Here is a 26,978-nt window from a genome sequence, read left to right as displayed (position 1 = left end):
GGGGAGGGGCGGGTACGGGGAGACAGACGCCGCCCTCAGCCGTACGTGTCGCCCGGCCCCACACTCCCCGGCGCCCTCAGCGGCCCATACCTCCGCTGCGGCCCACCCGGCCCCAGCACCTTGATCAGCCTCACGGTCCCCTGCCCCAGGTCCTCGTTCAGCCGCGCCACCAGCCGCGGCGCCAGCAGCCGCAGCTGCGTGGCCCACGCCGTCGAGTCGCACTGCACCGTCAGCACGCGCTCGTCCTCGTCATACTTCTGCGGCACGCAGTGATTCGCCAGGTCCGCGCCCACGATCTGCGGCCAGCGCCCCATCACCCCGCCCACCGCTGCCGGCGTCTCCCAGCCCCGCTCGGTGATCAGCCGGTTGATCGCCGCACCCAGCGGCAGCGGATCGCGCCCATCCGCCCGCGCCCCCGACCTCAGCCCGCCGCCCCGCCTGGCCTGCTTCTTCTGCTGAGCCGCCGCACCGCGGGCCTTCGCCTGCTCCTTCGCCGCGCGCAGCGCGACCCGCGCCAGGTCGACGCCCGAAGACTCGGGCGCCTTCGGCGACTCCGCCGGCTCCCCGGACTCCACCGGCTCGTCGCTCATACGCGCTCCACCTCCCCGTTGGCCACCGTGTACCGCGCCCCCGCCAACACCCCCGGCACATCGTTGTCGACCGCCGCCGTCACCAGCACCTGCTCGCCCGGAGCCACCAGTGCCGCCAGCCGCTCCCGGCGCCGCACGTCCAGCTCCGCGAACACGTCGTCCAGTACCAGCACCGGCTCGTTGCCTTCGGCCCGCAGCAGCTCGTACGAGGCCAGCCGCAGCGCCAGCGCGTACGACCAGGACTCGCCATGGCTGGCGTACCCCTTCGCCGGCAGCTGCCCCAGCTTGAGCACCAACTCGTCCCGGTGCGGCCCGACCAGCGTCACGCCCCGCTCGATCTCCTGCTTGCGCACCTCCGCAAGCGCACCGATCAGCTGTGCGTACAGCTCGTCGCGACCGTGCACACCGGCCCCACCGTCGCTACCGACCCCGCCCCCGGCAGAGGAGGAGGAACGGTACTCCAACGCCACCGGCCCGCCCCCTGGCGCCAGCGCCTCGTACGCCTTGTCCGCCAGCGGCTGCATCGCCGCGATCAGATCGATCCGCTGTGCCAGCAGCTCCGCTCCCGCCCGCGCCAGATGCTGGTCCCACACATCCAGCGTGGACAGATCCATCCCGCGCCCGCCGTGCCGCCGCGCCATCGCCGCCGACTTCAGCAGGGTGTTGCGCTGCTTGAGCACCCGCTCGTAATCGGACCGCACCCCGGCCATCCGCGGCGACCGCGCCGTTATCAGCTCGTCGAGGAACCGCCGCCGCTCGCCCGGATCGCCCTTCACCAGCGCCAGATCCTCCGGCGCGAACAGCACCGTCCGGACTATCCCCAGCACGTCACGCGGTCTGACCTGTGAAGACCTGTTGATACGGGCCCGGTTCGCCTTCCCCGGATTGAGCTCAAGCTCGATCAGCTGGGAGCGCTCGCCCTGCGTGACGGCGGCCCGGATGACGGCCCGGTCGGCCCCCATCCGTACCAGCGGAGCATCCGACGAGACCCGGTGGCTGGCCAGCGTCGCGAGATAGCCGACCGCCTCGACGAGGTTCGTCTTGCCCTGCCCGTTCGGCCCCACGAACGCGGAGACGCCCGGGTCGAGCGGGACCTCGACCCGGGCGTACGAGCGGAAGTCGGCCAGCGACAAATGCGTGACGTGCATGGATGTACGCCGACCTCCCCCGGCTCAGGGTTACTTCTTGTTCTCCACCGCATGGCCGCCGAACTGATTGCGCAGCGCCGCGACCATCTTCATCTGCGGGGAGTCGTCCTGACGGGACGCGAACCGCGCGAACAGCGACGCGGTGATCGCGGGCAGCGGCACGGCGTTGTCGATCGCGGCTTCCACAGTCCAACGGCCCTCGCCGGAATCCTGTGCATAACCGCGCAGCTTCTCCAGGTGCTCGTCCTCGTCCAGCGCGTTGACCGCCAGGTCGAGCAGCCAGGAACGGATGACCGTGCCCGCCTGCCAGGAGCGGAAGACCTCGCGTACGTCGGTGACCGAGTGGACCTTCTCCAGGAGCTCCCAGCCCTCGGCGTAGGCCTGCATCATGGCGTACTCGATGCCGTTGTGGACCATCTTGGCGAAGTGACCGGCGCCGACCTTGCCCGCGTGGACCGCGCCGAACTCGCCCTCGGGCTTGAGCGCGTCGAAGATCGGCTGGACCTTCGCGACGTGCTCGTCCTCGCCGCCGTACATGAGCGCATAGCCGTTCTCCAGGCCCCAGACACCGCCGGAGACACCGCAGTCGACGAAGCCGATGCGCTTGATACCGAGCTCGACCGCGTGCTTTTCGTCGTCCGTCCAGCGGGAGTTGCCGCCGTCCACCACCACGTCGCCCGGCTCGAGCAGCTCGGCAAGCTCGTCGACGGTGGACTGGGTCGCGGCTCCGGCCGGGACCATCACCCACACAACCCGCGGGCCCTTCAGCTTGCCCACAAGCTCCTCGAGGCTGTGGACATCGGCGAGGTCCGGATTGCGGTCGTAGCCAATGACGGTGTGGCCTGCGCGGCGGATGCGCTCGCGCATATTGCCGCCCATCTTGCCAAGGCCGACGAGACCGAGCTCCATCACAGATTCCTTAAGCGTTGTATGCCGATTCGTACCCGGCTCTGAGCCTACGCCCGGCCGGTACGTACGGCCCCGACGGGCCTGCTCGGGCGGGAGCAGGCCCGTCGGGATCACACCTTCAGCTCACTCGGCAGGCTCAGCCGGACAGCCGGACGGGCATGATCAGGTACTTGTACGCCTCGTCCGCCTCGGCATCCACAGCCGGCTTGCCGCTCAGCAACGCGGGCTTGGTCGAGGTGGTGAAGGACAGCTGGGCGACCGGGGAGTCGATGGCGCTCAGGCCGTCGAGCAGGAAGGTCGGGTTGAAGGCGATCGAGATGTCGTCGCCGTCGAGGTTCGCGTCGACACGCTCCACAGCCTGTGCATCGTCGCTGGAACCGGCCTCGAGGATCAGCACGCCCTGCTCGAAGCTCAGCCGCACCGGGGTGTTCCGCTCGGCGACCAGCGCCACACGCTTGACGGCCTCTACGAAGGGCGCCGTCTCGATGACAGCGATCGAGTTGAACTCGGTGGGGAAGAGCGTGCGGTACTTCGGCAGATCGCCTTCGAGCAGTCGGGTCGTGGTCCGTCGCCCGGCACCCTCGAAACCGATCAACCCCTCGCCCGCACCCGAGCCCGAGAGCGCAAGCGTGACCGTGTCACCGCTGGTCAGTGCCTTGGCAGTGTCCAGCAGTGTCTTGGCGGGCACCAGCGCCACGGCGGACGCATCAGGGTTCTCCGGCTTCCACAGGAACTCGCGGACGGCGAAGCGGTAGCGGTCGGTGGAGGCCAGCGTGACCGTGTCGCCCTCGATCTCGATGCGTACGCCGGTGAGGACGGGGAGCGTGTCGTCGCGACCGGCGGCGATGGCGACCTGTGCGGCGGCAGAGGCGAAGATCTCCCCGGGCACGGTGCCCGTCGCGGTCGGCATCTGCGGCAGCGCCGGGTACTCCTCCACAGGCAGGGTGTGGAGTGTGAATCGCGAGGAGCCGCAGACCACGGTCGCGCGTACACCGTCTGTGGAAATCTCCACCGGGCGGTTGGGGAGAGCGCGGCAGATGTCGGCGAGCAGCCGGCCGGAGACCAGAACGGTGCCGTCCTCGTCCACCTCCGCCTCCACCGAGACACGGGCCGAGACCTCGTAGTCGAAGCTCGAGAAGCTGAGGGCACCGTCCTCCGCCTTCAGAAGAAGGCCCGCGAGTACGGGTGCCGGCGGACGGGCCGGGAGGCTCCGGGCCACCCAGGCCACCGCCTCCGCGAGTACATCGCGCTCCACCCGGATCTTCACCGGAACCGCCTCCTGCTGTTGCTGGCTCGCCCTGCTGGCCTTCGTCGTCGGCTGTATCGCCGGGGACCAGTCTGACGTACGGCACCGACAGTCGGTGCGGGTCGGGGTCAAGTCGTCGCAAGAGGTGTCGGACGCTCCGGGCGTCAGTTGTGCACAGGGCCTTCTTCGAAGCGAATTTCCCGGTAACTCTAGGTGGGAGTAGTAGTAGGGCCTGTGGAAACCGTGGATAACGCCATCTGCGCAGGTCAGGCCTGTTTTTTTGTCCACCGGGCCTGTGGGTGGAGCCGGTGGACAACCCGGCCCATCTGTGGACGCCCGAAAGTTCTGCACATTCGATGCACAGCCTTGGGGGACTTCTCCCCAGGGCTGTCCCCAGCTTTACCCACGTTCCCCACAGCCCAACCGACCTCGTTGGTGTGACGCCTTTCACTCGACACGGTGAGACCTGGTGTTTCGTTGCCGAACAGTGGACAGGGCTGTGGAGAAGCTGTGGGCAACGCGGCGCAGCCTGTGGGCTGCCAGTGGACAACATCGATCACGTCCTGTGGACGGTTTCCGTGTCCACAGTCTGTGGAGCAGGGTTGGCCACAAATCCACAACCGTCTGACCTCGCGCGATGAAGTCTCAGCAACCGCCCCTGTGGACGCAATCTGGACAACTTCCCAGTCCCCAGGCTGTGGACGGAAGATCGTCCCCAGATCTGTGGAGAACCCGCCCCGTCGCCGCGTATTCGAACACCGGACATCTGCGGGACAGCTGAGGAACGCCGAAGGGCGCTCCGGGACTTCGTCCCGGAGCGCCCTTGAAGGCCTCTTCGGCTGCTGCTGTGCCGGCCTGTCAGCCGTTCTTGATGCGGTTGGTGAGCTCGGTGACCTGGTTGTAGATCGAGCGTCGCTCGGCCATCAGCGCACGGATCTTGCGGTCCGCGTGCATCACGGTCGTGTGATCGCGGCCGCCGAACTGCGCGCCGATCTTCGGCAGCGACAGGTCGGTGAGCTCACGGCAGAGATACATGGCGATCTGGCGGGCGGTCACCAGCACCCGGCTGCGCGAGGATCCGCAGAGATCCTCCACCGTCAGCCCGAAGTAGTCGGCGGTCGCCGCCATGATCGCACTCGCGGTGATCTCGGGGGCCGAGTCCTCCCCACCAGGGATCAAGTCCTTCAGCACGATCTCGGTGAGCCCGAGGTCCACCGGCTGCCGGTTGAGCGACGCGAACGCCGTCACCCTGATCAGCGCACCCTCCAGCTCGCGGATATTGCGAGAGATCCGCGAGGCGATGAACTCCAGCACCTCCGGCGGAGCGTTGAGCTGCTCCTGTACCGCCTTCTTACGGAGGATGGCGATCCGTGTCTCCAGCTCCGGCGGCTGTACGTCGGTGGTCAGACCCCACTCGAAACGGTTCCGCAGTCGGTCCTCCAGCGTCATCAGCTGCTTGGGCGGCCGGTCCGAGGAGAGCACGATCTGCTTGTTGGCGTTGTGGAGCGTATTGAAGGTGTGGAAGAACTCCTCCTGCGTCGACTCCTTGCTCGCCAGGAACTGGATGTCGTCGACCAGCAGGATGTCCACGTCGCGGTAGCGCTTGCGGAAGGTGTCGCCCTTGCCGTCGCGGATCGAGTTGATGAACTCGTTGGTGAACTCCTCGGAGCTCACGTACCGCACCCGCGTGCCGGGATAGAGGCTGCGCGCGTAGTGCCCGATGGCATGCAGCAGGTGGGTCTTGCCGAGTCCCGACTCCCCGTAGATGAAGAGGGGGTTGTACGCCTTGGCCGGTGCCTCGGCGACCGCGACTGCCGCAGCGTGCGCGAACCGGTTGGACGCACCGATGACGAAGGTGTCGAAGAGGTATTTCGGGTTGAGGCGGGCATGTGGCTCGCCGGGACCGGGGGCCGGTGACGGCTGCGCGCCCAGCGGTCCGGGTGCGCCCCCGGGAGCGCCGCGGTGCGGGGCCTGGCGCTCCGGCAGCTCGTGCCGGTCCGGTCGCTGCTGCTGCTGGTGTTGCTCGTACTGCTGGCGCTCGGGCGGCTGAGGCTGCCGGTAGTCGTGCTGGGGCTGGCGCGGCCGGCCGGTTGCGTACGGCTCGCGCCATTGCTCCGCAGACGGGTCGCGGTCCTGGAAGCCGCCGAGACGAGGCTGCTGCCAGGACAGGTCCTCCTGGGTACGCGGCCAGGCGCCGGGTTCCGGTCGCTGGTGCTGCTGGTGCTGCTGGTATTCGGGATAGGCGGGGCGGACGGTGGGAAGTCCGTCGTCGCCGGGCCGGTGCCCGTACCCCTCGTAGTGATCGTTCTGGCGGGGCTCGTCGTGCTGCGGGCCCTGATAGCGGGGCGCCTGCTGCTGTTGCGAGGGCGCCTGCGGGGCCGGGGGCTCGCCAACCGAGTCGTCGACGGTGATCGCGATACGGATCGGACGGCCGCACTCACGGCTGAGGGTCTCGCTGATCAATGGGGCGAGCCGGCCTTCGAGGACGCGCTTGCCCCATTCATTGGGAACGGCGAGGAGAGCAGTGTCGGCCACCAGTGCGAGGGGCTGGCAGCGCTCGATCCACTGCTTGTCCTTGGGCTCGATCCCCTGCTGGCCCTCCGCGAGGAGCTGCTCCAGCACTCGTGGCCACACTGCGGCAAGATCGGCAGGTACGTCAGCCACAAGGCACGCTCTCTCACAGGTCCCGTCCCACGAATGTGTGGTTCTCGGGACGGGATGGGAAGACAGGCAGGAAAGGAATTGGAGTTCAGCCACGGTAGTCAGGCCGACCCGCGCGGTTCAAGTTGTTGTCCACAGCCTGTGCACAGTGGACCACGTCATGGGTCTGGTTTGACCGGATGGCGTAGCCGCGCGTACCGTAACCAGGTCGAGTTGTCGATGGCTGCTGCCGCCTGCCTCCGATGGGCAAAGATCACGGTCTGTGATCGTGAAGCGGTGCACTCGGGCGTATACGCGAGCTACTCGTGGGCGCACGGTGACAGCCAGGCGATGTCCCGCCATCTACGAATCATTTCTGGAGCCCCCGAGTGAGCAAGCGCACCTTCCAGCCGAACAACCGTCGTCGCGCGAAGACCCACGGCTTCCGCCTGCGGATGCGTACCCGTGCCGGCCGCGCGATTCTCGCGAACCGCCGTGGCAAGGGTCGCGCCAGCCTGTCCGCCTGATCGCTAACAGGTCATGACGTGCTGCCTACCGAGAATCGGCTGAGGCGGCGCGAGGACTTCGCGACCGCGGTACGCCGGGGACGTCGGGCCGGACGCCCGCTTCTCGTCGTCCATCTAAGCAGCGGTGCAACGGACCCGCACGCGCCTGGGGAGAGCGCTCCCCCGACGTGTGCGGGTTTCGTCGTGAGCAAGGCAGTGGGCGGCGCGGTCGTACGCAACAAGGTCAAGCGGAGACTGCGCCACCTGATACGCGACCGTCTCGCCGAGCTGCCCCCCGGTAGCCTGGTGGTCGTACGGGCGCTGCCCGGTGCGGGCGACGCCGCTTATGAACAGCTGGCCCGAGACCTGGATGCCGCTCTTCAGCGGCTGCTGGGAGGGGGCGCGCGATGAAGTACCCGCTGCTGGCTCTGATCAAGCTGTACCAGTGGACGATCAGCCCGCTGTTGGGGCCTGTCTGCAGGTACTACCCGTCGTGTTCCCACTACGGATATACGGCCATCGACCGGCACGGCGCGGTGAAGGGCACAGCTCTCACCGCTTGGCGGATCCTGCGGTGCAATCCGTGGTCGCCGGGCGGTGTGGATTATGTGCCGCCGCGCAAGCGCCCGCGGTGGCACGAGATGCTGCGCGACGCCTTGCGCGGCAGCAAGGGCGGGCACTCCGCAGCTGATGTGCCTTCCCGGGGGTCGGCCCCCGAACCCCCGAGCCCGGCCGCAGAGTCTTCGCCCAATGCTCAAGGAGCCTGATTAGTGGACACGATTGCCAGTCTCTTCAGCTTTATCACCACACCTGTTTCGTGGGTCATCGTCCAGTTCCACACGCTCTATGGGGCGATCTTCGGCCCCAACACGGGCTGGGCCTGGGGACTGTCCATCGTGTCGCTGGTGATCCTCATCCGGATCTGTCTGATCCCGCTCTTTGTGAAGCAGATCAAGTCGACCCGGAACATGCAGGCGCTCCAGCCGAAGATGAAGGCGATCCAGGAGCGCTACAAGAGCGACAAGCAGCGTCAGTCCGAAGAGATGATGAAGCTGTACAAGGAGACGGGCACCAACCCGCTCTCCTCGTGCCTTCCGATCCTCGCGCAGTCGCCGTTCTTCTTCGCTCTGTACCACGTGCTCTCCAGCATCGCCTCGGGCAAGACCATCGGCGTTATCAATGAATCGCTGCTGGACAGTGCCCGGCAGGCACACATCTTCGGTGCCCCCCTGGCGTCGAAGTTCACGGACAGCTCGAATGAAGTCGCTGCCCTCGGCGCCTCGCTGACCGATGTGCGCATTGTCACCGCGATCATGATCATCATGATGTCCGCGTCGCAGTTCTACACGCAGCGCCAGCTGATGCAGAAGAACGTCGACCTCACGGTGAAGACGCCGTACATGCAGCAGCAGAAGATGCTGATGTACATCTTCCCGGTGATCTTCGCCGTGATGGGTATCAACTTCCCCGTCGGTGTCCTCGTCTACTGGCTCACCACCAACGTGTGGACCATGGGCCAGCAGATGTTCGTGATCAACCAGAACCCGACCCCGGGCAGCAAGGCCCAGGACCAGTACCTGCAGCGACTGCTGAAGGGCGTCACCGCCCACAGCGAGGTACGTTCGCGGCGCAAGCGCAATGTCATCCAGGCGATCGTCGCCAAGGGCGTGGACCGGAACGACAACGAGCGCAGGTTCATCAGCGGCCTGGCCAAGGCGGGCTTTGCCGCTCAGGCGGACGGCACGGTGGCCAAGAGTGACACCGCTGTCGCCGAGGCCGATGGCGGCGCAGCGCAGCGGCGGCAGCAGCCCAAGCGTCAGACCAAGGCGAAGCGGCAGTCCGCCAGTGCCCAGCCGGGCGCGGCCAAGAGCTCTGAGGGCGCTGACTCCGAGTCGAAGCCCTCGCTGCAGAAGGACGAGCCGCAGGACGCCCAGCCGAAGCCGGCGGGCAAGCCTGCTTCAGGCTCCGCACGCCAGCAGCCCAAGTCCGGACAGCGCAAGGGTCAGCAGCGGCCCAAGCACCCGTCGTCCAAGAAGTAAGAAGGAGTCCATCCGTGACGGAAGGCACCATCTCCGCCCCCGCCGAGGGCGGCGACACCCTGACCCGCCTCGAGCAGGAAGGGGAGATCGCGGCCGACTACCTCGAAGGTCTGCTCGACATCGCTGATCTCGACGGCGATATCGACATGGACGTCGAGGCGGACCGGGCAGCGGTCTCGATCATCAGCGACCGGGACAGTCGGGATCTGCAGAAGCTCGTGGGCCGCGACGGCGAGGTCCTGGAGGCTCTCCAGGAGCTGACGCGGCTCGCAGTGCACCGGGAGACCGGGGACCGGAGCCGGCTGATGCTGGACATCGCGGGCTTCCGGGCCAAGAAGCGCACGGAGCTCAGCGAGCTGGGTGCGAAGGCGGCCGACGAGGTGAAGAGCACCGGTGAGCCGGTGAAGCTGAACCCGATGACGCCCTTCGAGCGCAAGGTTGTGCACGACGCGGTCGCGGCCGCGGGTCTGCGGAGTGAGTCCGAGGGCGAGGAGCCGCAGCGCTTCGTCGTCGTACTCCCGGCCTGACCTCGATTGTTTCCTCGGCCCCGTCTGTTCGCAGGCGGGGCCGATCTTTGTCAGCCTGATAGTCAGCCACCACAGTCCACAGTGCGACAGTGCGGTACGGAAGGACGGTTCCCGTGACGGAGGCAGCAGAGCTTCCCCAGGCGCCCGAAGAGGCGCGGACGGTATTCGGAGAGTTCTTTCCGGAGGCTGTGCGGTACGCGGAGCTGCTCGCTGACGCGGGAGTCAAGCGGGGCCTGATCGGTCCTCGTGAGGTGCCGCGGCTGTGGGAGCGGCATCTGCTGAACTGCGCGGTGCTCTCGGAGGTCGTGCCCGAGGGCGTCACCGTCTGCGATGTCGGCTCCGGGGCCGGTCTGCCGGGCATCCCGCTGGCGCTGGTACGCCCGGATCTGAAGATCACGCTCCTCGAGCCGCTGCTGCGGCGAACGAATTTTCTTCAGGAAGTGGTCGAACTGCTGGGCCTGGACCATGTGACCGTGGTCCGGGGCCGAGCCGAGGAAGTGCTTGGGAAGCTGCCTCCCGTGCATGTGGTGACGGCGCGAGCCGTGGCACCGCTGGACCGGCTGGCGGGCTGGGGAGTGCCTCTGCTGCGTCCATACGGAGAGATGCTGGCGCTCAAGGGCGACACTGCCGAGGAGGAACTCCAGGGGGCCCGTGCTGCGCTGAGCAAGCTCGGGGTGGTGGAGACCTCGGTGCTGCACGTCGGTGAGGGGATTGTTGAGCCGCTCTCGACTGTGGTGCGTGTGGAAGTCGGAGAGAGCCCCGGCGGAGTGCGTTTCGCGGCAAAGCGGGCCAAGGCCGCCCGGACCAGTCGTACCCGACGGCGTCGCTGATCCGTACAGTCCGTACTGTCTATCAGCGATGCTCCATACAAGCTGCCATACGTACGCATTTCGGAGTGTCGTGCGGCTGTAGTCCCGCGGCGCGTGCATCGTGTTTCACGTGAAACGTCGCTCACTGCTGCAGGGAATCATCAGCCGCGGCCGTGCTGCCGCCCCGATGCGGGACCGGAAGCCCCTCTTGAGGGCTACGGAATTGTCCACAGAGGTGGATTCCTCCACAGAACCACGGGCCTCGCTGGTTCACGACCCCGAAAGCATGGCAGGCTCTGTGCATTGCGAGCCTGAAGTCGAGGAGAGTGAATCCTTGCGGTCCGACGCCAACATCGCGGGACCGATGACCGATCCGGTCCCCGGTCCCCGTACGGAGCCGTCGGGGGAGGATGTTTCACGTGAAACACCGCCCCCGATGGACGACACCCCCATCGGCCGTGCTGCCCAGCTGGCTGTGGAGGCGCTGGGGCGTGCCGGTGAGGGTCTGCCCCGACCTGAGCACACACGCGTCATGGTGGTCGCCAATCAGAAGGGCGGCGTGGGCAAGACCACTACTACGGTCAACCTTGCCGCCTCGCTGGCGCTGCATGGCGCGCGCGTTCTGGTAGTGGACCTGGATCCACAGGGCAACGCCTCCACGGCGCTGGGGATCGATCACCACGCCGAAGTCCCCTCGATCTATGACGTCCTGGTGGAGAGCAGACCGCTCTCCGAGGTGGTCCAACCGGTCCCGGACGTCGAAGGTCTCTTCTGCGCCCCCGCCACCATCGATCTCGCCGGTGCGGAGATCGAGCTGGTGTCGCTGGTGGCGCGGGAGAGCCGACTGCAGCGGGCGATCCAGGCCTATGAGCAGCCGTTGGACTACATCCTCATCGACTGCCCGCCGTCGCTCGGTCTGCTGACCGTCAATGCGCTGGTCGCCGGTGCCGAGGTGCTCATCCCCATCCAGTGCGAGTACTACGCACTGGAGGGTTTGGGCCAGCTGCTGCGGAACGTGGACCTGGTCCGCGGTCATCTCAACCCGGACCTGCATGTGTCGACGATCCTGCTCACCATGTACGACGGCAGGACCCGGCTGGCCTCCCAGGTGGCCGACGAGGTGCGCAGTCACTTCGGCAATGAGGTGCTGCGGACGAGCATTCCGCGCTCGGTGCGTATCTCGGAGGCGCCGAGCTACGGACAGACGGTGCTGACCTACGATCCGGGTTCCAGTGGATCCCTGTCGTATCTTGAGGCGGCGCGTGAGATCGCGCTGCGGGGGGTCGGGATCCACTACGACCCGCAGCATGCCCAGGTGGGCAGCCAGAACAGCCAGCAGAACATGTCGGAGGGGATCCAGTGAGTGAGCGACGTAGAGGATTGGGGCGTGGGCTGGGTGCGCTGATCCCTGCCGCTCCCCAGGAGAAGGCGGTGCCTCCTTCCGGGGCTTCGAGCTCTTCGGGAGCGGGTCCGGTGCTGACCGCGGAACGTGGTGTGGCGGCGGCGAAGGTGACGACGCTGCCCAGCGCTTCCCCTCCGTCGGAGGCGATCACGCCTGCGCCGGAACCGGAAGCTGTGCCGCAGCCGGTCGAGCCGGCCGGCGCGCACTTCGCGGAGTTGCCGATCGACACCATCACGCCCAACCCGCGCCAGCCGCGTGAGGTGTTCGACGAGGACGCTCTTGCGGAGCTGGTCACCTCCATCAAGGAAGTGGGGCTGCTTCAGCCCGTTGTCGTTCGGCAGTTGGGGCCCGAGCGCTATGAGCTCATCATGGGCGAGCGCCGCTGGCGGGCCTGCCGTGAGGCGGGTCTGGAGCGGATTCCTGCGATCGTCCGGGACACGGACGACGAGAAGCTCCTTCTGGATGCGCTGCTCGAGAACCTGCACCGTGCCCAGCTGAATCCGCTGGAAGAGGCTGCCGCCTACGACCAGCTGCTCAAGGACTTCAACTGCACGCACGACCAGCTGGCCGACCGGATCGGACGCTCGCGTCCGCAGGTGTCCAACACGCTGCGCCTGTTGCGTCTCTCGCCTCCCGTCCAGCGCAGGGTGGCTGCCGGGGTGCTGTCGGCCGGTCATGCGCGGGCGTTGCTCTCGGTGGAGGACTCCGAGGAGCAGGACCGGCTTGCGCACAGGATTGTGGCCGAGGGGCTCTCGGTGCGAGCGGTCGAAGAGATCGTCACCCTGATCAACTCGAATCCCAAGAGCACGTCCAAGCCGAAGAGTCCGCGAGCCGGTGCCCGTCTGTCACCGGCGCTCACTGACCTGGCTTCACGGCTCTCGGACCGGTTCGAGACGCGAGTGAAGGTCGACCTCGGTCAGAAGAAGGGGAAGATCGTTGTCGAGTTCGCGTCGATAGACGATTTGGAGCGGATCCTCGGCACCCTCGCCCCCGGCGAGGGACGGGTCCTGGAGCAGGGACTTGGCGAGGAGCCCGTTGAGGGCGACGAGGGCTGAGCTCTTCCGTAATACCGTCAGGGGCGGGCCGTGTCCGATCGTTGGAGGAACACGGTCTGCCCTTTGCCGTCGCCCGGTATCCGTGCCAGGGCTGGGTGGATACGATGCGTTCTGGTATGGCGCATCCACCTTGATCCACCTCAGAGGGAGGGCGAGGGCCATGCGATCGGTGAGCCGCAGCCAACTGGTGACAGCCGGCTTGGGCCTGGGGGCAGTGGGCGGGTTCGTCAGCAGCCTGCTCCGGGAGAGGAGCGCCCTGGCAGCTGCTCGTAGCGCGGCAGGCGAGGGAAGTGAGGAATGGCCTTCATGGGGCGTCGGCTTGCACCACTCACGCTGGACAACCTTTCGGACCTTCCCAAGCGCTGTCGTGCGTGTGTCTTCTGGGAACTTGATCCAGTCAGTGGAGAAGCCGCGGTAAAGGCGGGAACACCCTCACTGGAGAAAGAGGCCTGGCTCTCGGCCGTGCTGCTCGAGTGGGGCTCCTGCGGCAGGGTCGTCTACGTCGACGAGGTACCGGTCGGCTTCGTTCTCTATGCGCCTCCGGCGTATGTGCCGCGTTCCACGGCTTTCCCGACGAGCCCTGTTTCACCGGATGCCGTGCAGCTGATGACCGCTTGGATCATGCCGGGGTATCAGGGGCAGGGGCTCGGGCGGGTGATGGTGCAGACCGTCGCCAAGGATCTACTACGGCGGGGCTTCCGGGCGATCGAGGCGTTCGGGGATGCCCGCTGGAAGGAGCCTGCCTGTGTACTGCCCGCCGACCATCTGCTGGCCGTGGGCTTCAAGACCGTGCGTCCCCATCCGACGTATCCCCGGCTGAGGCTGGAGCTGCGGACAACGCTCTCCTGGAAGGAAGACGTGGAGCTGGCGCTGGACCGACTGCTCGGGGCTGTTCAGAAGGAGCCGGTGCTACGGCCGTTGTGAGTACCAACGCGAGATGGGCTCATCCCAGTGAGGGATGAGCCCATTCGTGTTTCACGTGAAACAGCGGCGCGGTGCTACTCGCCGATGAAGCCCTCGAGGTCGCGCACGATCGCGGCCTTCGGCTTCGCGCCGACGATCGTCTTGGCAACCTCGCCGTTCTGGTAGACGTTCAGCGTCGGGATGGACATGACCCCGTACTTGGCGGCGGTGGCCGGGTTCTCGTCGATGTTGAGCTTCACGATCTCGATCTTGTCGCCGTGCTCGGCCGCGATGGCCTCGAGGGATGGCGCGATCTGGCGGCAGGGACCGCACCAGGCGGCCCAGAAGTCCACCAGTACGGGCTTGTCGCTCTTGAGGACATCCTCTTCGAAGGTGTCATCGGTCACGTTCTTCAGGGCGCCGGCCACGGCGGCCTCCTTACTTCTTTGCGGGGGTGTGAGGCGGATGGTGCGGGCGTCAGACCGCAGAGGTCTTCTCCGGCTCGGCGGCGTTCTCGCCGTCGGCAAGCGCGGAGAGGAAGCGCTCAGCGTCGAGGGCAGCGGAACAGCCCGTGCCGGCGGCGGTGATGGCCTGACGGTAGGTGTGGTCGACGACATCACCCGCTCCGAAGACACCGGTCAGGTTGGTGCGCGTCGACGGCGCCTCGACCTTCAGGTAGCCCTCGTCGTCCAGCTCGAGCTGGCTCTTGAAGAGCTCGGTGCGCGGGTCGTGGCCCACGGCGATGAACAGTCCTGTCACAGCGAGCTCGGAGGGCTGGCCGGTCTTGGTGTTGCGCAGGGTCAGACCGGAGAGCTTCTGCTCTCCGTGGATCGCGGCGACCTCGCTGTCCCAGGCGAAGGAGATCTTCGGGTCGGCGAAGGCGCGGTCCTGCATGGCCTTGGAGGCGCGCAGGCTGTCGCGGCGGTGGACGATGGTGACGGACTTGGCGAAGCGGGAGAGGAAGGTGGCCTCCTCCATCGCGGTGTCACCGCCGCCGATCACGGCGATGTCCTGGTCCTTGAAGAAGAAGCCATCACAGGTCGCGCACCACGAGACACCGCGTCCGGAGAGCGCGTCCTCGTTCGGCAGACCGAGCTTGCGGTGCTGTGAACCGGTGGTCACGATCACGGACTTGGCGCGGTGAACGGTGCCTGCCGTGTCAGTGACGGTCTTGATCTCGCCCGTGAGGTCGACCGAGATGACATCGTCCGGGACCAACTCGGCTCCGAAGCGCTCTGCCTGTGCACGCATGTTGTCCATCAGGTCCGGGCCCATGATGCCCTCGCGGAAGCCGGGGAAGTTCTCCACCTCCGTCGTGTTCATCAATGCACCGCCGGCGGTGACGGCCCCCTCGAACACCAGCGGCTGCAACGATGCGCGCGCGGTGTAGAGCGCAGCCGTGTAGCCGGCGGGCCCGGAGCCGATGATGATCACGTTACGGACGTCGCTCACGGGTGTCTTCCTCGTTTCTGCGGACTGCCTGCTGCCTACGGGGCCGTTCAATGACTCTCACCCCACCCAACGGATCCTACGGGGCGTGCATTCCCGGTACGTCCGAGTGGCGTGGCGGGGTGTGTCAGCGGCGAGGGTAGGCGGTCGTCAGCAGGAGCTTGCCCGTCGGTGCGGGGGCGGTGTCGACGCAGGCCGCATCGATCACATACGCCTGGACCTGACCGCTGTCCGTGGAGTGCGGCAGCACGACGAGGTACGCGTTACTGCCCTCGTACTGACCCCGCTCAAAGGCGATCGGAGCATCGGTCCGGCCGGTGCCCTTCTGGATACAGGGAGGCACAGTCACGTCCGGCTTGCTCTTGGGCGAGACGGGGTTGGACTGGCTGTCGATAGACGGCCCCTTCTCTATCCTCGGCTCCCCTTGACCGAGGCTGGTGGCGACCAGAGCCTGCACGCGGCCCTGCAGGCCGGACTCGGAGAAGTCTTGGGTGCCACCCGCAGTGGAGCTGACGCTTGCTTCTTTCTTGGCGGAGTCTGCGCTGTTGTCGCCGGTGGACTGCAGGGACTGGAGGAGCAGGACGCTGACTCCTACTGCGGCCGCGCTGAAGATGGCACCGAGGACGGCTGTGCGGCGGCGCCGTGTCCGGCGGCTGCGCCCGGGACCGGTGGCAGCGCGCGGGCGGCCCGCTGGCCGGTCGGTCGGCGTGACGTCCGCCTGCTGAGCGATGGGCGCTGTTTCACGTGAAACATCGACGGCCTCTGCGGGTGCGGTGGCGTCCAGAAGAGCCTCGGCGGCCAGAGCGGCGTCGATACGGCCTGTGATGTCGGCGGGCATTCGATGCGCTCCGGGCAGTGTGCCGAGCAGCCCGCGAATCTCCTCGAGGGACGTGCGTACATCCGCGCACAGGGGACATCCGTCGAGGTGCTGCCGCACATCCGCCGTGCGCTCCAGCGAGAGAAGACCTTCCGTGAGGTCGGAGATCTCCGAGACGTCCGGGTGCTGAGTCGTGTCGGCCGTGGATGTCACGCGCGCCCACCTCCGCCCTTCACAGCTGCAGGGTCATTCGGCCCTGCGTCCCTTTGTCCCGACGCCGGTGGGACGGATGTCCCCGGCGTCCGGTTCCTTCCCCTGCTGACCTCGGTGTTATCCCCGGTATCGCTCCGCAGATGAGTGAGCATGGGCAACAGCCGTGCCCGCCCGCGCGCGCAGCGGCTCTTGACGGTCCCCGTGGGCACATCGAGGACGCGGGCCGCCTCCGCGACGGGGTAGCCCTGCATATCGACAAGCACCAGCGCAGCCCGCTGATCGACGGGAAGTTTCGCCAGTGCGGCCAGTAGTTCGCGGTGGAGATCCTTGCGCTCGACCGGAGCCTCGGCGGACTCATGAGGCTCAAGTAGCTGCTCCAGCCGCTCGGTGTCGTCGACGGGGGAGGTCTTCCGCGAGGAAGCCTTGCGGGCCCGGTCGAGACACGCGTTCACGGTGATGCGATGGAGCCAAGTAGTGACGGCGGACTGGCCGCGGAAGGTATGGGCGGCCCGGAAGGCGGAGACCAGGGCGTCCTGGACCGCGTCCGCAGCCTCCTCACGGTCGCCCAGGGTTCGCAGGGCGACGGCCCAGAGCCTGTCGCGGTGGCGCCGTACAAGCTCACCGAAGGCATCCGGGTCCCCTGCGACATGGCGTGCCAGAAGGTCCTGGTCGCTTGTGTCGCCGAGTGTCGCGTCGTCCAACGGTGAGCCCCCTCCCCTGGTGCCGTCAGCTGGTGATCTTGATCTCCGAGACCTTGCCCCGGAAGTTGCCCTCGTCGCTCTGTGGCAGCTTGGTCAGCCAGACCAGAACGTACCGTGCCCGTACCGGCTTGCCGGGCTTGAGGGACACATTCGAACCGGATCCGTTGGCGACCTTGTTGAAGCCGCCGAGGGTTGTCGGCTCGGACGAGGCATCTTCGGACGCTGTCCGCAGCTCCACGGAGGTGTCACCGCCGAGGAAGGAGACATCCACGGTGCCGACCTGCTGGACCTTGCCTAGGTCGAGAATGATGCCGACACCTGACTTCAGATGGCCGAAGTCCCCGGTGCCCTTGTAACCGTCGGTGGTCCAGAACGTCGACGGGTTGCCGTCGTAGCTGTTCTTTATCCCGGCCGGCTTCTCGGAGTGGTCCCCGAGCGGGTCGAAGTCACGGGCACCCTTGATGGCGACCGGCTTGCCGGATTCGGGTGCGGGGTTCTTTTCGCCGCTGTCCGTCTGCGAGCTGCCCGGATCGACCGAGTCCTTGTCGCGGTCGATCAGCTTGTCCGCCACCTGCCAGCTGCCCAGCCCCAGCGCGGCGATGAGCAGCGCGGCCACGGTCCACTTGAGGACCTTGCCAGTGCGGCTCTGGAGCGGTGCCGGAGGCGAGGGAACCGGCTGGGTGATGCTCGTGCCCGGGCGGGGCGCGGGACGGGCGTAGGTGCCCTGCTGGTAGGTCGTGCGCTGGTATTCCGGTGGTGAGGTGAACGCGGGCTCCGGCGGGCGGATGCGCGGCATCGCCGCCACGGCCTTGGCCAGCTCGTCGGGCGTGGTGCACGGCGGCTCCTGGCGGGAGGCAGTGGCACCGTCGTTGATCAGGGCCCGCATGGCGAGTTCAGAGAGGCCGCGGTGAACGCCGGCCCGCACCTGGTCGGGGGCGAGCAGTCCGACGCCCTTGGGCAGCCCGGAGAGGCCGTACGCGTCGTTCTCGTACGGCCAGCGATGCGTTAGCGCCGCGTAGAGAAGCGCACCGATCGCCTCGGTGTCGGCACGCTGTGGTCCATCGGCGGTGATTCCGCGCAGAGCGGCGTTCACCGCGAGGCCGCGGATCCGGTACTGCCCGGTCGAGCTCCGCAGCACCGCGCCCGGGGTGAGCCTGAGGTGGGCAAGGCCTTCACGGTGCGCCGCGGCCATGGCCTGAGAGAGCTGGTCGACGAGCTGGTACGCGTCGTGAGGCTCCATCGGGCCCATGGCGAGCAGAGCCGTGAGCTCCGTCGCGTCAGGAATCCACTCATGGACGACGTAGACGAGATCGTTCTCTTCGACGGCGTCCAGGACCTGTACGAATCGAGGGTCGCCGAGGAGTGCGGAGGAGCGGGCCGCCGCGAGCACTGAGCGCGCCCTCGGGTGATCGGCGGGGAGCAGATGCACTCCCACCGCACGGCGCAACTTCTCGTCGACAGCACGCCAGCTGCTGAAACCGTCCAGACGGGTGACGCACTCCTCGAGGCGGTAGCGTCTGGCGAGCTTGTGGCCACTGTGCATTTCGGGCGCAGCGATGGCGGGTTCGGTGCCCTGCCGTTCGCTGCCCGTGTCCGGTGCGGTCTTCTCCGCCGAGTTCTGGGATTCCGCCGCCCCGTCGGTCGTGGCCTTGCCCGCCTGCGCGGTCAGCGGGTCGTCTCCGCTGTTGTCGGCCACGTCGACGGCAGCCGTGCTACGTTCCGCCACCGTCGTTCCTGCCTCCCCATCCGTTGCGCCCTATCCAAAAGCCATGCCAATTGTGCCCACAGTCGGCCGCTATGCACGACACACGGCGGCCGACGATGGTTGTGCGGTACTCGCGTCCTACCGTCCGAGGCGTCCGCGGACCATTCCGACCAAAGCGTTGAGCTCATCGATGCGCATCCGCTTCGCGGCGACGAAGAAGACGCCCAGCAGCACGATTCCGCCGGCGACCAGCGCGGCGAGCGAGCCTGCAGCGCCGCTGCCGAGTCCCTTCATGACGAAGAAGGCGACCGCGCCGCCGGCGGCCGCGGCCGGGACGGAGGCCATGCCGAGCCGGGTGTACGTACGCATGACGCGGGAGCCGTCCAGGTCACCGTCCAGCCGGTTCTTCAGCCGCCGCCAGGCGACGCCCACGCCAACGGCGTAGGCGAGGCCGTAGGAGGCGCCCATACCGACAACCGCCCACTGGGCCGGCAGGACCACGTAACAGAGCGCGGAGGCGGCGGCATTGACCCCGGCGACGATGACGGTGTTGTAGAAGGGCGTGCGGGTGTCCTCGTACGCGTAGAAGCCGCGCAGTACGACGTACTGCACGGAGAACGGGATGAGGCCGAGGCCGAACGCCATGAGGATGAAGCCCATGCCTCGGGCGGACTCCATGCCGCTGGAGGCGAACAGGAGCGTGGACATCGGAACGCCGAGGGCGAGGAACGCGAAGGCGACCGGGACGATGGCGACCGCGGAGTTGCGCAGGCCCTGGGAGATGTCGTCGCGTACGGCCCCCGGGTCGTTGTCGTGGGCTGCGCGGGAGATGCGGGGCAGCAGGGCGGCCATCACCGAGACGGTGATGATGGCCTGCGGCATGCCCCAGATCAGCTGGGCATTGGAGTAGGCGAGGATGCCCGCGCCGGACCTCCCGGAGGCTTCACCGGCAGCGGTGGCGAGCTGGGTGACGACCAGCACACCCGCCTGGTTGGCGAGGACGAACAGCACGGTCCACTTGGCCAGCTTGACGGTCTTGCCGAGGCCGTGGCCCTTCCAGTCGAAGCGGGGACGGAAGCGGAAGCCCGTCTCGCGCAGATACGGGATCATCGAGAGAGCCTGGACGGTGAGACCGAGCAGGGTGCCGATGCCCAGCAGCCGGACACCCTCCGGCGGGATCGTCTGGACCCCCATCTGGGATTCGGCAGAGGTGCCGTAGACCCAGATGAACAGGCCAAACGTGGCGATCATGACGATGTTGTTGAGGACCGGAGTCCACATCATCGCGCCGAACTTCCCACGTGCGTTGAGGATCTGGCCCATCACTACGTGCACGCCCATGAAGAATATTGTGGGCAGGCAGTACCGGGCGAAGGTGACGGCGACGCTGTTGGCCGCCGGTCTGCTGGCGATGGTGTCCGACATCAGATGGATCAGCAGCGGTGCCGCGAATACCGCGATGGCGACGATGATTCCGAGCGCCACCATGACGAGGGTGAGCAGACGGTTGGCGTAGGCCTCGCCGCCGTCGTCGTCGTTCTTCATCGAGCGCACCAGCTGCGGCACGAAGACGGAGTTGAGGCCGCCTCCGACGGTGAGGATGTAGATCATCGTCGGCAGGGTGTACGCCACGGTGTAGGTGTCACCGAGCAGTGAGGCGCCGAGCGCAGCGGTGATAACCAGGCTGCGGACGAAGCCGGTGAGGCGGGAGACCAGGGTGCCCGCCGCCATTACTGCGCTGGATCTCATCAGGCCGGAGACCCGGCCGCCCGGCCTTTTCGGGGCGGGCGGCGCCGGGATCGGCTCAGGAGTGGGCGAGGGCTGCCCCGAGGTCTGCTGGTCCCGGAAAAGGTGCGCGAACGCGTCAGGCTCCGGTTCCTCCTCGCCGGCCCGGGTGACCAGGTCGTCCACGCCCGTGAACTGGGTGGTCCTGGCGTTCTCTCCGTACGGCAGATGCCGCGACGGTCCGGCGGGCTCGGGCGGCGGGGTCTGCGCCCAGACGTGGGGGTCCGGGGCATGCTGCGGAGTCGGCGGCTGCTGGTACAGCGCCGGCGGTTCCTGATACGTGCCCGGACTCGGCGGCGGGTGCGAGGCGCGGTCGTAGAGCGCCTCGGTCACCGGGTCCTGGGCGGACAGATCCTGCGCCCGGTAAGGATCACGGGCGTAGGCGTCCTGAACGTACGGGTCCTGTGTGTACGGTTCGGGGGCAGGCTGCGGCGGCGGAGGAACCTGGTCTGCCGGGTCTTCGCCCGTGCCCTGACCGCGGTCACCGTCGTACGGCGCGTTCATTGCTACCCCACCTCATCGTCCCCGGCCGGCCGGCCACGACATCGCTCAACGGTCCACTTTCTCACCCGTGCCCGACGGGTCGCCGCTTTCCGGTCCGGTGTCCGGTGTCGGGTCACTCGCCTGCCCGTGATCGGGGCTGTTGATGTCACCTTCCGAGCCCTCAGTGCCCTGAGCAGCCTCCTCTGTGCCCTCCGCATCCTCCACGGCCGCCTCGCGGGCAGCCGCGCGCTTGCGCTGGCTGTACATCCTGACGCCTGCGAGGACGAGCAGCAGGACGCCGCCCGCGATGACGAGCATCACGGTCGGTGTGATCTCGGAGACCTTCACCGTGAACTCCATGGGCAGGCCGTATGGCTTGCCGTCCTCGGTGTAGAGCTGGGCCGTCATCTGCACCGGGCCGTTGGCGTTGGCCGAAGCGGCGAATTTCACCGACTGGCTGTGGCCGCCCTCGACCTTGATCGGCTGCTCGGCGATGCCCTTGTCGTGGTCGAGGCTGAGGCGCGTGGGGTTGTCCGACCTCAGCCGCAGCACCAGATGGTCGATGCCCTGGACCAGCTTGTTCTGCACGGTGACCGGGATTGTCGCACTGCGCCCCGACAGGGTCACCTGCGACTTCTCGATCAGCTGTACCTCTTCGGTGAGGCTCTGCAGATAGGTCCGCACACTGTCGCGATACAGCTGGGCCGCCGCAGGGCTGCCGCGCCAGGACGTCGACATCTCCCGGTCGATCGCCCGGCCGAACGGCGTCACCACCCGGTCCTGTGCGGTGAGGATCACCTTGAAGTTGTCCAGGGTGTTCTGTGTGGTCCTGATGTCCTGGAACGCCTGGACCGGCAACTCCTGCTTCCGCAGCTGACCGGGGTAGCGGGAGGAGGCGGGCACCTTGGTCGTCGCATCGGCGTCGGGCTTGGCGCCCGCGGCTGCGACCAGATCGAGCGGCTGGGTCCAGCGCTGAGCATTGAGGGCTTGCAGCGCGCGGGCCATGGACTGCGCCTGGGACGCGGTCGGCATCCGCTGCGGGGCGACGACGATGCTCCGCTCCTTGCCCGGGACCTGAAGGGTCAGCGCGAGCGTCTGAGCGAGGAACTCCTGCACAGCGAGAGTGGACGTCCCGGTCTTCAGCATGTCGCCCTGGAAGGCGGTGGAGAGCCGGGCGTCGGCGACCACCGCCGTCGTCCCGCCGCCGATCGGCCGCGCCGAGCTGGGCGTGTACGACAGGTTGTCCCGCAGGCTGTCACTGCGGGCGATCACCTTGTGGGCGCCGGCAGAGGTGGCGACGTCGACGATCGAGGAGTCGATCGCTCCGTCCACCGGCCAGGCGAAGTCGACGGTCGGCTTCACATGGACGATCGTTTCCACCGTCGTCTCGGCGACTTCGGTGGCCGACTGCAGATGGCTGAGAGAGCCGGAGATGTCCTTGCCGCGGTGGGCCAGGGAGGCCAGATCCGGGTCGGCGAACGGCAGGGCGACGACCTTGCGCCCCTGCACCGCGGCTTCGACGGAGCGCAGCCACCGCTTGGCCAGGGCCTGGTTCTTCCCCGCGACGGTGGTGGTCCCGTTCTTGACCTGGTAGTTCCTTGTCATCGCATCGACTGTGGCCAGCAGATCCGGGTCGATGACCCAGGTCACGGGCAGATCGCTGCCCAGTGAGACGAGCTGCTCGAGCCGCCCGCCGGGGGCAAGCTCCCTGGCCAGACTCTCGTCCTCGAAGACCGGGGTCTGCTGCTCGTCGGACCCGGTTTCCGCGGTGAGGTGCGTCGAAGAGATCAGCGGCCAGAGATAGGTGAACTGGGTCTTCTTCTCCGTGGCCTCGGGCTGCCAGGGCAGAAAGGTGCGCTCGATGCCCAGCACATGGTCGAAGGGCTCAGCCGGGGTCTGCCCGGACAGGGACACACCGAGCTGGTAGACGCCGTCTTCGTTGAGTTCGAGGTCACTCAACGGGACCGAGAGCTTGAAGTCCCGGCTGATGTGGGAGGGGAGCTTCGGGATCTTGACCGTGTACTTGCCGTCGACCGGTGCAGGGTCGATGCCCGCGGCGTAGCCGGTCCGCTCGGCGGCACGGTCGATGGCAGTCCTGCTGGACAGCGTCGGCCCCACGCGTAGATCGACCTGAGCGTCAGTGACGGTCTGTTTGCCCTTGTTGTACACCGAGCCAGAAATGGTGAGTGTGTCGCTCTTGCCCGGGGCGACCGGCGTAAGAGTGTCGAGAGACACATCGACTGAGCGGGAGCTTGTGGCGGCTTCGGTGGTCTCGGCGGCGTGCGCGGAAGGAGCGGCAGGACCACACAGCAGTCCGGCCACGAGCGGGGCGCCGGCGATCAGGGAGGCTGTGCGTAGCAGCCACCGGCGGGCAGGAGAAGGACCCATCCCCTGGAAGTCTGCCGCCTCGGCCACGCGCTCGCCCGTCCCTTGTCGTCTGGTGCCTCTGGTGCTTCTCGGCTCTTGCGTCCACGCATGGTAACGAGGTGCGCGGCGCCGAAGTGCCGCGGAGTGCCCCACATGATCGGAAGGAGCTTCCGGGGCGGCCATAAACAGGGGCGCTCAGGTCGGCCCCGGCACGTACCCTTTTCTGTTGTGCCGAACGCCAATGAAGAGAACCCCACTGCACTGAGCCAGGTGCAACGCCGCGCGGTCAGTGAACTGCTGCGGGTGTCCCCTGTCGCCGACGACCTCGCCCGCCGCTTCAAGGAGGCCGGGTTCAGCCTTGCCCTGGTCGGGGGCTCGGTCCGGGACGCACTGCTCGGCCGGCTCGGCAATGACCTCGACTTTACGACGGACGCCCGTCCCGAGCACGTGCTGAAGATCATCCGCCCTTGGGCGGACTCCGTGTGGGAGGTCGGGATCGCCTTCGGGACGGTCGGCTGTCAGAAGGGCGGCTACCAGATCGAGGTCACGACGTACCGCTCAGAGGCGTACGACAGGACGTCTCGTAAGCCCGAGGTTTCTTACGGCGACTCGATCGAGGAAGACCTCGTGCGCCGCGATTTCACCGTGAACGCGATGGCCGTGGCGCTGCCGGAGAAGGAGTTCATCGATCCGCACGGCGGTCTGGAGGACCTCGCCGCGCGCGTCCTGCGGACCCCCGGTACGCCCGAGGAGTCTTTCTCGGACGACCCGCTGCGGATGATGCGGGCCGCTCGTTTCGCCGCGCAGCTGGACTTCGAGTTGGCGCCCGAGGTCGTCACCGCGATGAAGGAGATGGCGGACCGCATCGACATTGTCTCCGCCGAACGGGTGCGCGATGAGCTGAACAAGCTGATCCTCTCCACCCACCCCCGCAAGGGACTGGGACTGCTCGTCGACTCCGGCCTGGCCGACCATGTGCTGCCCGAACTGCCTGCCCTGCGTTTGGAGAGTGACGAGCACCACCGGCACAAGGATGTGTACGAGCACTCACTGATCGTCCTTGAGCAGGCCATCGACCTTGAGGAGGACGGCCCGGACCTCGTGCTGCGGCTGGCCGCGCTGCTCCATGACATCGGGAAGCCGCGGACCCGGCGCTTCGAGAGCGACGGCCGCGTCTCCTTCCACCACCACGAGGTGGTGGGGGCGAAGATGACCAAGAAGCGGATGACCGCGCTCAAGTACTCCAACGACATGATCAAGGACGTCTCGCGGCTGGTGGAGCTGCATCTGCGGTTCCATGGCTACGGGACCGGGGAGTGGACCGACTCGGCAGTGCGGCGGTACGTACGTGATGCGGGGCCGCTGCTGACCCGACTCCATAAGCTGACCCGCTCGGATTGCACCACGCGCAATAAGCGCAAGGCGAGCGCCCTCTCCCGGGCCTATGACGGGCTTGAGGATCGCATCGCGCAGCTTCAGGAGCAGGAGGAGCTGGATGCCATCAGGCCCGATCTGGACGGCAACCAGATCCAGGAGATCCTGGGGGTGGGCCCCGGTCCGGTGATCGGCAAGGCGTACGCGTTCCTGCTGGAGCTGCGCCTGGAGAACGGGCCGATGGAGCATGACGCGGCGGTCGCGGCGCTGAAGGAATGGTGGGCGACGCAGAGCTGAGTGCGGGCGCTGAGCGTGAAACGGCGCCATGTTTCACGTGAAACATGGCGCCGTTTCGATACGCCGAGGGCGGTGTTTCACGTGAAACACCGCCCTCGGCGTATGCGGCTACTTCTTGATCTCGTTCAGGCAGAGCACGAATTGGTTACCCGAGCTGCGCCTTCCCCCACGCGTCTGCTCGACATAGCTGACATCGGACTTGCAGCGGCTCGTGTCCGTCGTGTTGGGGAGCACCTCGGTGACCTTGTAGGCAGCCTTGGAGTCGCCGCAGTCCACAACCTCAAGATCGGCGTTGGCCGTGGATCCGCTGTTCTTCATGCAGTCGCCGACTTCCGCCTTGTCGGCATCGTCCTGGCTCATGAAGTAGGCGATCGCGAAGACGATCAGGGCTATGACGGCCACGATGATCTTCAGGATGGTCTTGGCGCCGAGGCCGCCGCCGCGGGACGAGGGCGCCGGCGGCGGGGTGCCCCACTGCTGTTGCTGCGGCGGGTGCGGCTGCCCCTGCTGCTGCGGGTGGCCGTACCCCGGCTGAGGCTGCTGCGGGTAGGGCTGCTGTTGCTGCTGCGGATATCCGTAGCCGGGCTGCGGCGGGTACGGCTGCTGAGGCTGCTGTGCGTACGGGTCAGGGTGGCCGTACGCGCCCGGGCCCTGCTGCGGCGGATAAGTCATGCGGGAAGTCCCCCGTAAACGTTTGCGATCCTTCGTTTGACGCGGGCACGCTATAGCACTGTGCCAACACGGCTCCAACGGGCCATAGTTACGGCGACAACCGCGTAGATGAGCGCGACCACGACGACCAGGGGCACCGACCGGCCGTCAGGAGGCAGCATCAGCACGGCGACTCCCGCAGCGCCCACGAAGGCGACGTTGAAGAGCACGTCGTAGAGGGAGAAGATCCTTCCGCGATAGGCGTCGTCCACCGATGTCTGCACCACGGTGTCCGTCGAGATCTTTGCGCCTTGGGTGATGAGCCCCAGGACGAACGCAGCGACCAGCATCGGTACAGGCGCGAATGGCAGTCCCAACGCCGGTTCGAGAAGGGCAGCCGCCCCCGCGCACCACACCATCCATCCGTACTGCCCGACCCGGCCTACCGCCCACGGGGTCAGCGCGGCCGCCGCGAAGAACCCCGCGCCCGAGATGCCGAGGGCGAGACCGAGCAGGGCCAGTCCGTCCGACTCCGTGTCGGACCAGGCGTACCGGCAGAGCATCAGCACCATCACCGTCAGCGCGCCGTAGCAGAAGCGCATGAGCGTCATCGCGGCCAGCACACGGGCTGCCCTACGACGCTCGGAGAGATGCCGCAGTCCGGCCGCGAGCCCATGCGTCGTGGACGCCAGCGCGGCAGTCAGCCGCGGCTGCACCAACTCCTGCTCGGGGCCGAGCAGTTCACGTGCCATCCGGAGCGAGGCCAGTGCCGAGCAGAGGTAGAGGGCGGCGCCGAGCAGCACCACCGCGGCATCGGAGTCCGCGGACACCAGCCGTACCGCGAAGGCGAGTCCCCCACCTGCGGTCGCGGCGAGGGTGCCGGCCGTCGGCGAGAGGGAGTTCGCCATGACGAGCCGGTCGTTGTCGACCACACGGGGCAGCGCGGCCGAGAGGCCGGCCAGCACAAAGCGGTTGACCGCTGTGACGGACAGGGCCGAGGCGTAGAAGAGCCAGTCGGGTACGGAGGCCAGGATCAGCAGTGCGGTGACGCCGGCGAGAAGGGCCCTCAGCAGATTCCCGTACAGGAGGACCTGACGGCGCTGCCAGCGGTCCAGTAGGACGCCCGCGAAGGGGCCGATCAGGGAGTACGGCAGGAGCAGCACGGCCATGGCGGAGGCGATTGCGGCCGGGGAGGTCTGTCTCTCCGGGGAGAAGACCACGTACGTGGCGAGCGCTACCTGATAGACGCCGTCGGCCGACTGGGAGAGCAGCCGGACCGCCAGCAGCCGGCGGAAGTCGGTCAAGCGCAGGAGTACGCGCAGATCACGTACGACAGGCATGCGAGCAAGCGTCACATACGCG

Annotated in this window: 24 protein-coding genes; 10 read left to right on the top strand and 14 right to left on the bottom strand. The window is 67.5% G+C overall.

Annotated features, from left to right (window positions below; all coding sequences use genetic code 11):
• Positions 1-35: 35 nt before the first annotated feature.
• The 5 genes from OG735_RS21385 to dnaA all read right to left on the bottom strand — a co-directional run bounded on the left by OG735_RS21385 (position 36) and on the right by dnaA (position 6,557).
• On the bottom strand, positions 36-590 hold the full coding sequence (locus OG735_RS21385) for a DUF721 domain-containing protein (RefSeq protein ID WP_327324780.1): 555 nt from the start codon (positions 588-590) through the stop codon (positions 36-38).
• Positions 587-1,738 carry a DNA replication/repair protein RecF gene (gene recF / locus OG735_RS21380; RefSeq protein WP_327324779.1) on the bottom strand — a complete coding sequence of 384 codons (1,152 nt, stop codon included), beginning with the start codon at positions 1,736-1,738 and terminating at the stop codon, positions 587-589. The genes OG735_RS21385 and recF overlap by 4 nt, the downstream gene beginning before the upstream one ends.
• Positions 1,739-1,768: 30 nt before the next feature.
• Entirely contained in the window at positions 1,769-2,647 is an 879-nt protein-coding gene (gnd, locus tag OG735_RS21375) for a phosphogluconate dehydrogenase (NAD(+)-dependent, decarboxylating) (RefSeq protein ID WP_327324778.1), read from the bottom strand.
• Positions 2,648-2,783: 136 nt separating this feature from the next.
• Positions 2,784-3,914, bottom strand: coding sequence for a DNA polymerase III subunit beta (gene dnaN, locus OG735_RS21370; RefSeq protein WP_327324777.1), 1,131 nt, complete (start codon positions 3,912-3,914; stop codon positions 2,784-2,786).
• 837 nt (positions 3,915-4,751) lie between these two features.
• Positions 4,752-6,557, bottom strand: coding sequence for a chromosomal replication initiator protein DnaA (gene dnaA / locus OG735_RS21365; RefSeq protein ID WP_327324776.1), 1,806 nt, complete (start codon positions 6,555-6,557; stop codon positions 4,752-4,754).
• A 365-nt stretch (positions 6,558-6,922) separates the two neighbouring features.
• On the opposite strand from dnaA, the gene rpmH reads away from it, so the two are divergent.
• From rpmH to OG735_RS21320, 9 genes are all read left to right on the top strand, one after another.
• Entirely contained in the window at positions 6,923-7,060 is a 138-nt protein-coding gene (gene rpmH / locus OG735_RS21360) for a 50S ribosomal protein L34 (RefSeq protein WP_006381191.1), read from the top strand.
• 18 nt (positions 7,061-7,078) lie between these two features.
• A complete protein-coding gene (rnpA, locus tag OG735_RS21355) occupies positions 7,079-7,450 on the top strand; it encodes a ribonuclease P protein component (protein WP_327324775.1) in 372 nt (123 codons plus the stop codon).
• A complete protein-coding gene (gene yidD / locus OG735_RS21350) occupies positions 7,447-7,806 on the top strand; it encodes a membrane protein insertion efficiency factor YidD (protein ID WP_327324774.1) in 360 nt (119 codons plus the stop codon). The genes rnpA and yidD overlap by 4 nt, the downstream gene beginning before the upstream one ends.
• Before the next feature lie 3 nt (positions 7,807-7,809).
• The gene (yidC, locus tag OG735_RS21345; protein WP_327324773.1) at positions 7,810-9,078 is read left to right on the top strand and encodes a membrane protein insertase YidC; all 1,269 of its coding nucleotides are present in this window, start codon (positions 7,810-7,812) and stop codon (positions 9,076-9,078) included.
• A gap of 14 nt (positions 9,079-9,092) precedes the next feature.
• Positions 9,093-9,605 (top strand): Jag family protein, encoded by a 513-nt coding sequence (locus OG735_RS21340; RefSeq protein ID WP_327324772.1) that lies wholly within the window; start codon positions 9,093-9,095, stop codon positions 9,603-9,605.
• 113 nt (positions 9,606-9,718) lie between these two features.
• Positions 9,719-10,435: a 16S rRNA (guanine(527)-N(7))-methyltransferase RsmG gene (gene rsmG / locus OG735_RS21335; RefSeq protein WP_327324771.1), complete on the top strand. Its 717-nt coding sequence runs from the start codon at positions 9,719-9,721 to the stop codon at positions 10,433-10,435.
• Positions 10,436-10,700: 265 nt separating this feature from the next.
• Entirely contained in the window at positions 10,701-11,777 is a 1,077-nt protein-coding gene (locus OG735_RS21330; RefSeq protein ID WP_327324770.1) for a ParA family protein, read from the top strand.
• Complete coding sequence (locus tag OG735_RS21325) at positions 11,774-12,871, top strand: ParB/RepB/Spo0J family partition protein (protein WP_327324769.1); 1,098 nt, start codon at positions 11,774-11,776, stop codon at positions 12,869-12,871. Before OG735_RS21330 ends, OG735_RS21325 begins: the two co-directional genes overlap by 4 nt.
• Before the next feature lie 306 nt (positions 12,872-13,177).
• Entirely contained in the window at positions 13,178-13,795 is a 618-nt protein-coding gene (locus OG735_RS21320; protein WP_327324768.1) for a GNAT family N-acetyltransferase, read from the top strand.
• A 74-nt stretch (positions 13,796-13,869) separates the two neighbouring features.
• Here OG735_RS21320 and trxA read toward each other — a convergent pair whose 3' ends face one another.
• From trxA to OG735_RS21285, 7 genes are all read right to left on the bottom strand, one after another.
• Positions 13,870-14,202 (bottom strand): thioredoxin, encoded by a 333-nt coding sequence (gene trxA / locus OG735_RS21315; RefSeq protein WP_142214727.1) that lies wholly within the window; start codon positions 14,200-14,202, stop codon positions 13,870-13,872.
• 49 nt (positions 14,203-14,251) lie between these two features.
• Entirely contained in the window at positions 14,252-15,226 is a 975-nt protein-coding gene (gene trxB, locus OG735_RS21310) for a thioredoxin-disulfide reductase (protein WP_327324767.1), read from the bottom strand.
• A gap of 124 nt (positions 15,227-15,350) precedes the next feature.
• Positions 15,351-16,253 (bottom strand): zf-HC2 domain-containing protein, encoded by a 903-nt coding sequence (locus OG735_RS21305; protein ID WP_327324766.1) that lies wholly within the window; start codon positions 16,251-16,253, stop codon positions 15,351-15,353.
• Complete coding sequence (sigM, locus tag OG735_RS21300) at positions 16,250-16,954, bottom strand: RNA polymerase sigma factor SigM (RefSeq protein WP_327324765.1); 705 nt, start codon at positions 16,952-16,954, stop codon at positions 16,250-16,252. Before sigM ends, OG735_RS21305 begins: the two co-directional genes overlap by 4 nt.
• A gap of 25 nt (positions 16,955-16,979) precedes the next feature.
• The gene (locus tag OG735_RS21295; protein ID WP_327324764.1) at positions 16,980-18,680 is read right to left on the bottom strand and encodes a protein kinase family protein; all 1,701 of its coding nucleotides are present in this window, start codon (positions 18,678-18,680) and stop codon (positions 16,980-16,982) included.
• Between the two features lie 117 nt (positions 18,681-18,797).
• The gene (murJ, locus tag OG735_RS21290) at positions 18,798-20,948 is read right to left on the bottom strand and encodes a murein biosynthesis integral membrane protein MurJ (RefSeq protein ID WP_327324763.1); all 2,151 of its coding nucleotides are present in this window, start codon (positions 20,946-20,948) and stop codon (positions 18,798-18,800) included.
• Positions 20,949-20,993: 45 nt separating this feature from the next.
• Positions 20,994-23,342 (bottom strand): DUF6049 family protein, encoded by a 2,349-nt coding sequence (locus tag OG735_RS21285; RefSeq protein ID WP_327324762.1) that lies wholly within the window; start codon positions 23,340-23,342, stop codon positions 20,994-20,996.
• Positions 23,343-23,522: 180 nt separating this feature from the next.
• Here OG735_RS21285 and OG735_RS21280 point away from each other — a divergent pair, with 180 nt between their 5' ends.
• On the top strand, positions 23,523-24,965 hold the full coding sequence (locus OG735_RS21280) for a CCA tRNA nucleotidyltransferase (protein WP_327324761.1): 1,443 nt from the start codon (positions 23,523-23,525) through the stop codon (positions 24,963-24,965).
• Positions 24,966-25,073: 108 nt separating this feature from the next.
• On the opposite strand, the gene OG735_RS21275 is transcribed toward OG735_RS21280, so the two are convergent.
• Positions 25,074-25,637, bottom strand: a complete 564-nt coding sequence (locus OG735_RS21275) for an LppU/SCO3897 family protein (RefSeq protein ID WP_327324760.1) — start codon at positions 25,635-25,637, stop codon at positions 25,074-25,076.
• Positions 25,638-25,687: 50 nt separating this feature from the next.
• The gene (locus OG735_RS21270) at positions 25,688-26,956 is read right to left on the bottom strand and encodes an MFS transporter (RefSeq protein WP_327324759.1); all 1,269 of its coding nucleotides are present in this window, start codon (positions 26,954-26,956) and stop codon (positions 25,688-25,690) included.
• Between the last annotated feature and the right edge of the window lie 22 nt (positions 26,957-26,978).

The organism is Streptomyces sp. NBC_01210, from assembly GCF_036010325.1.
In the GTDB taxonomy this organism is placed as follows: Bacteria; Actinomycetota; Actinomycetes; order Streptomycetales; family Streptomycetaceae; genus Streptomyces.
The sequence above is the reverse complement of the archived record's forward strand: the minus strand, read 5'-3'. Positions and strand labels throughout refer to the sequence as shown.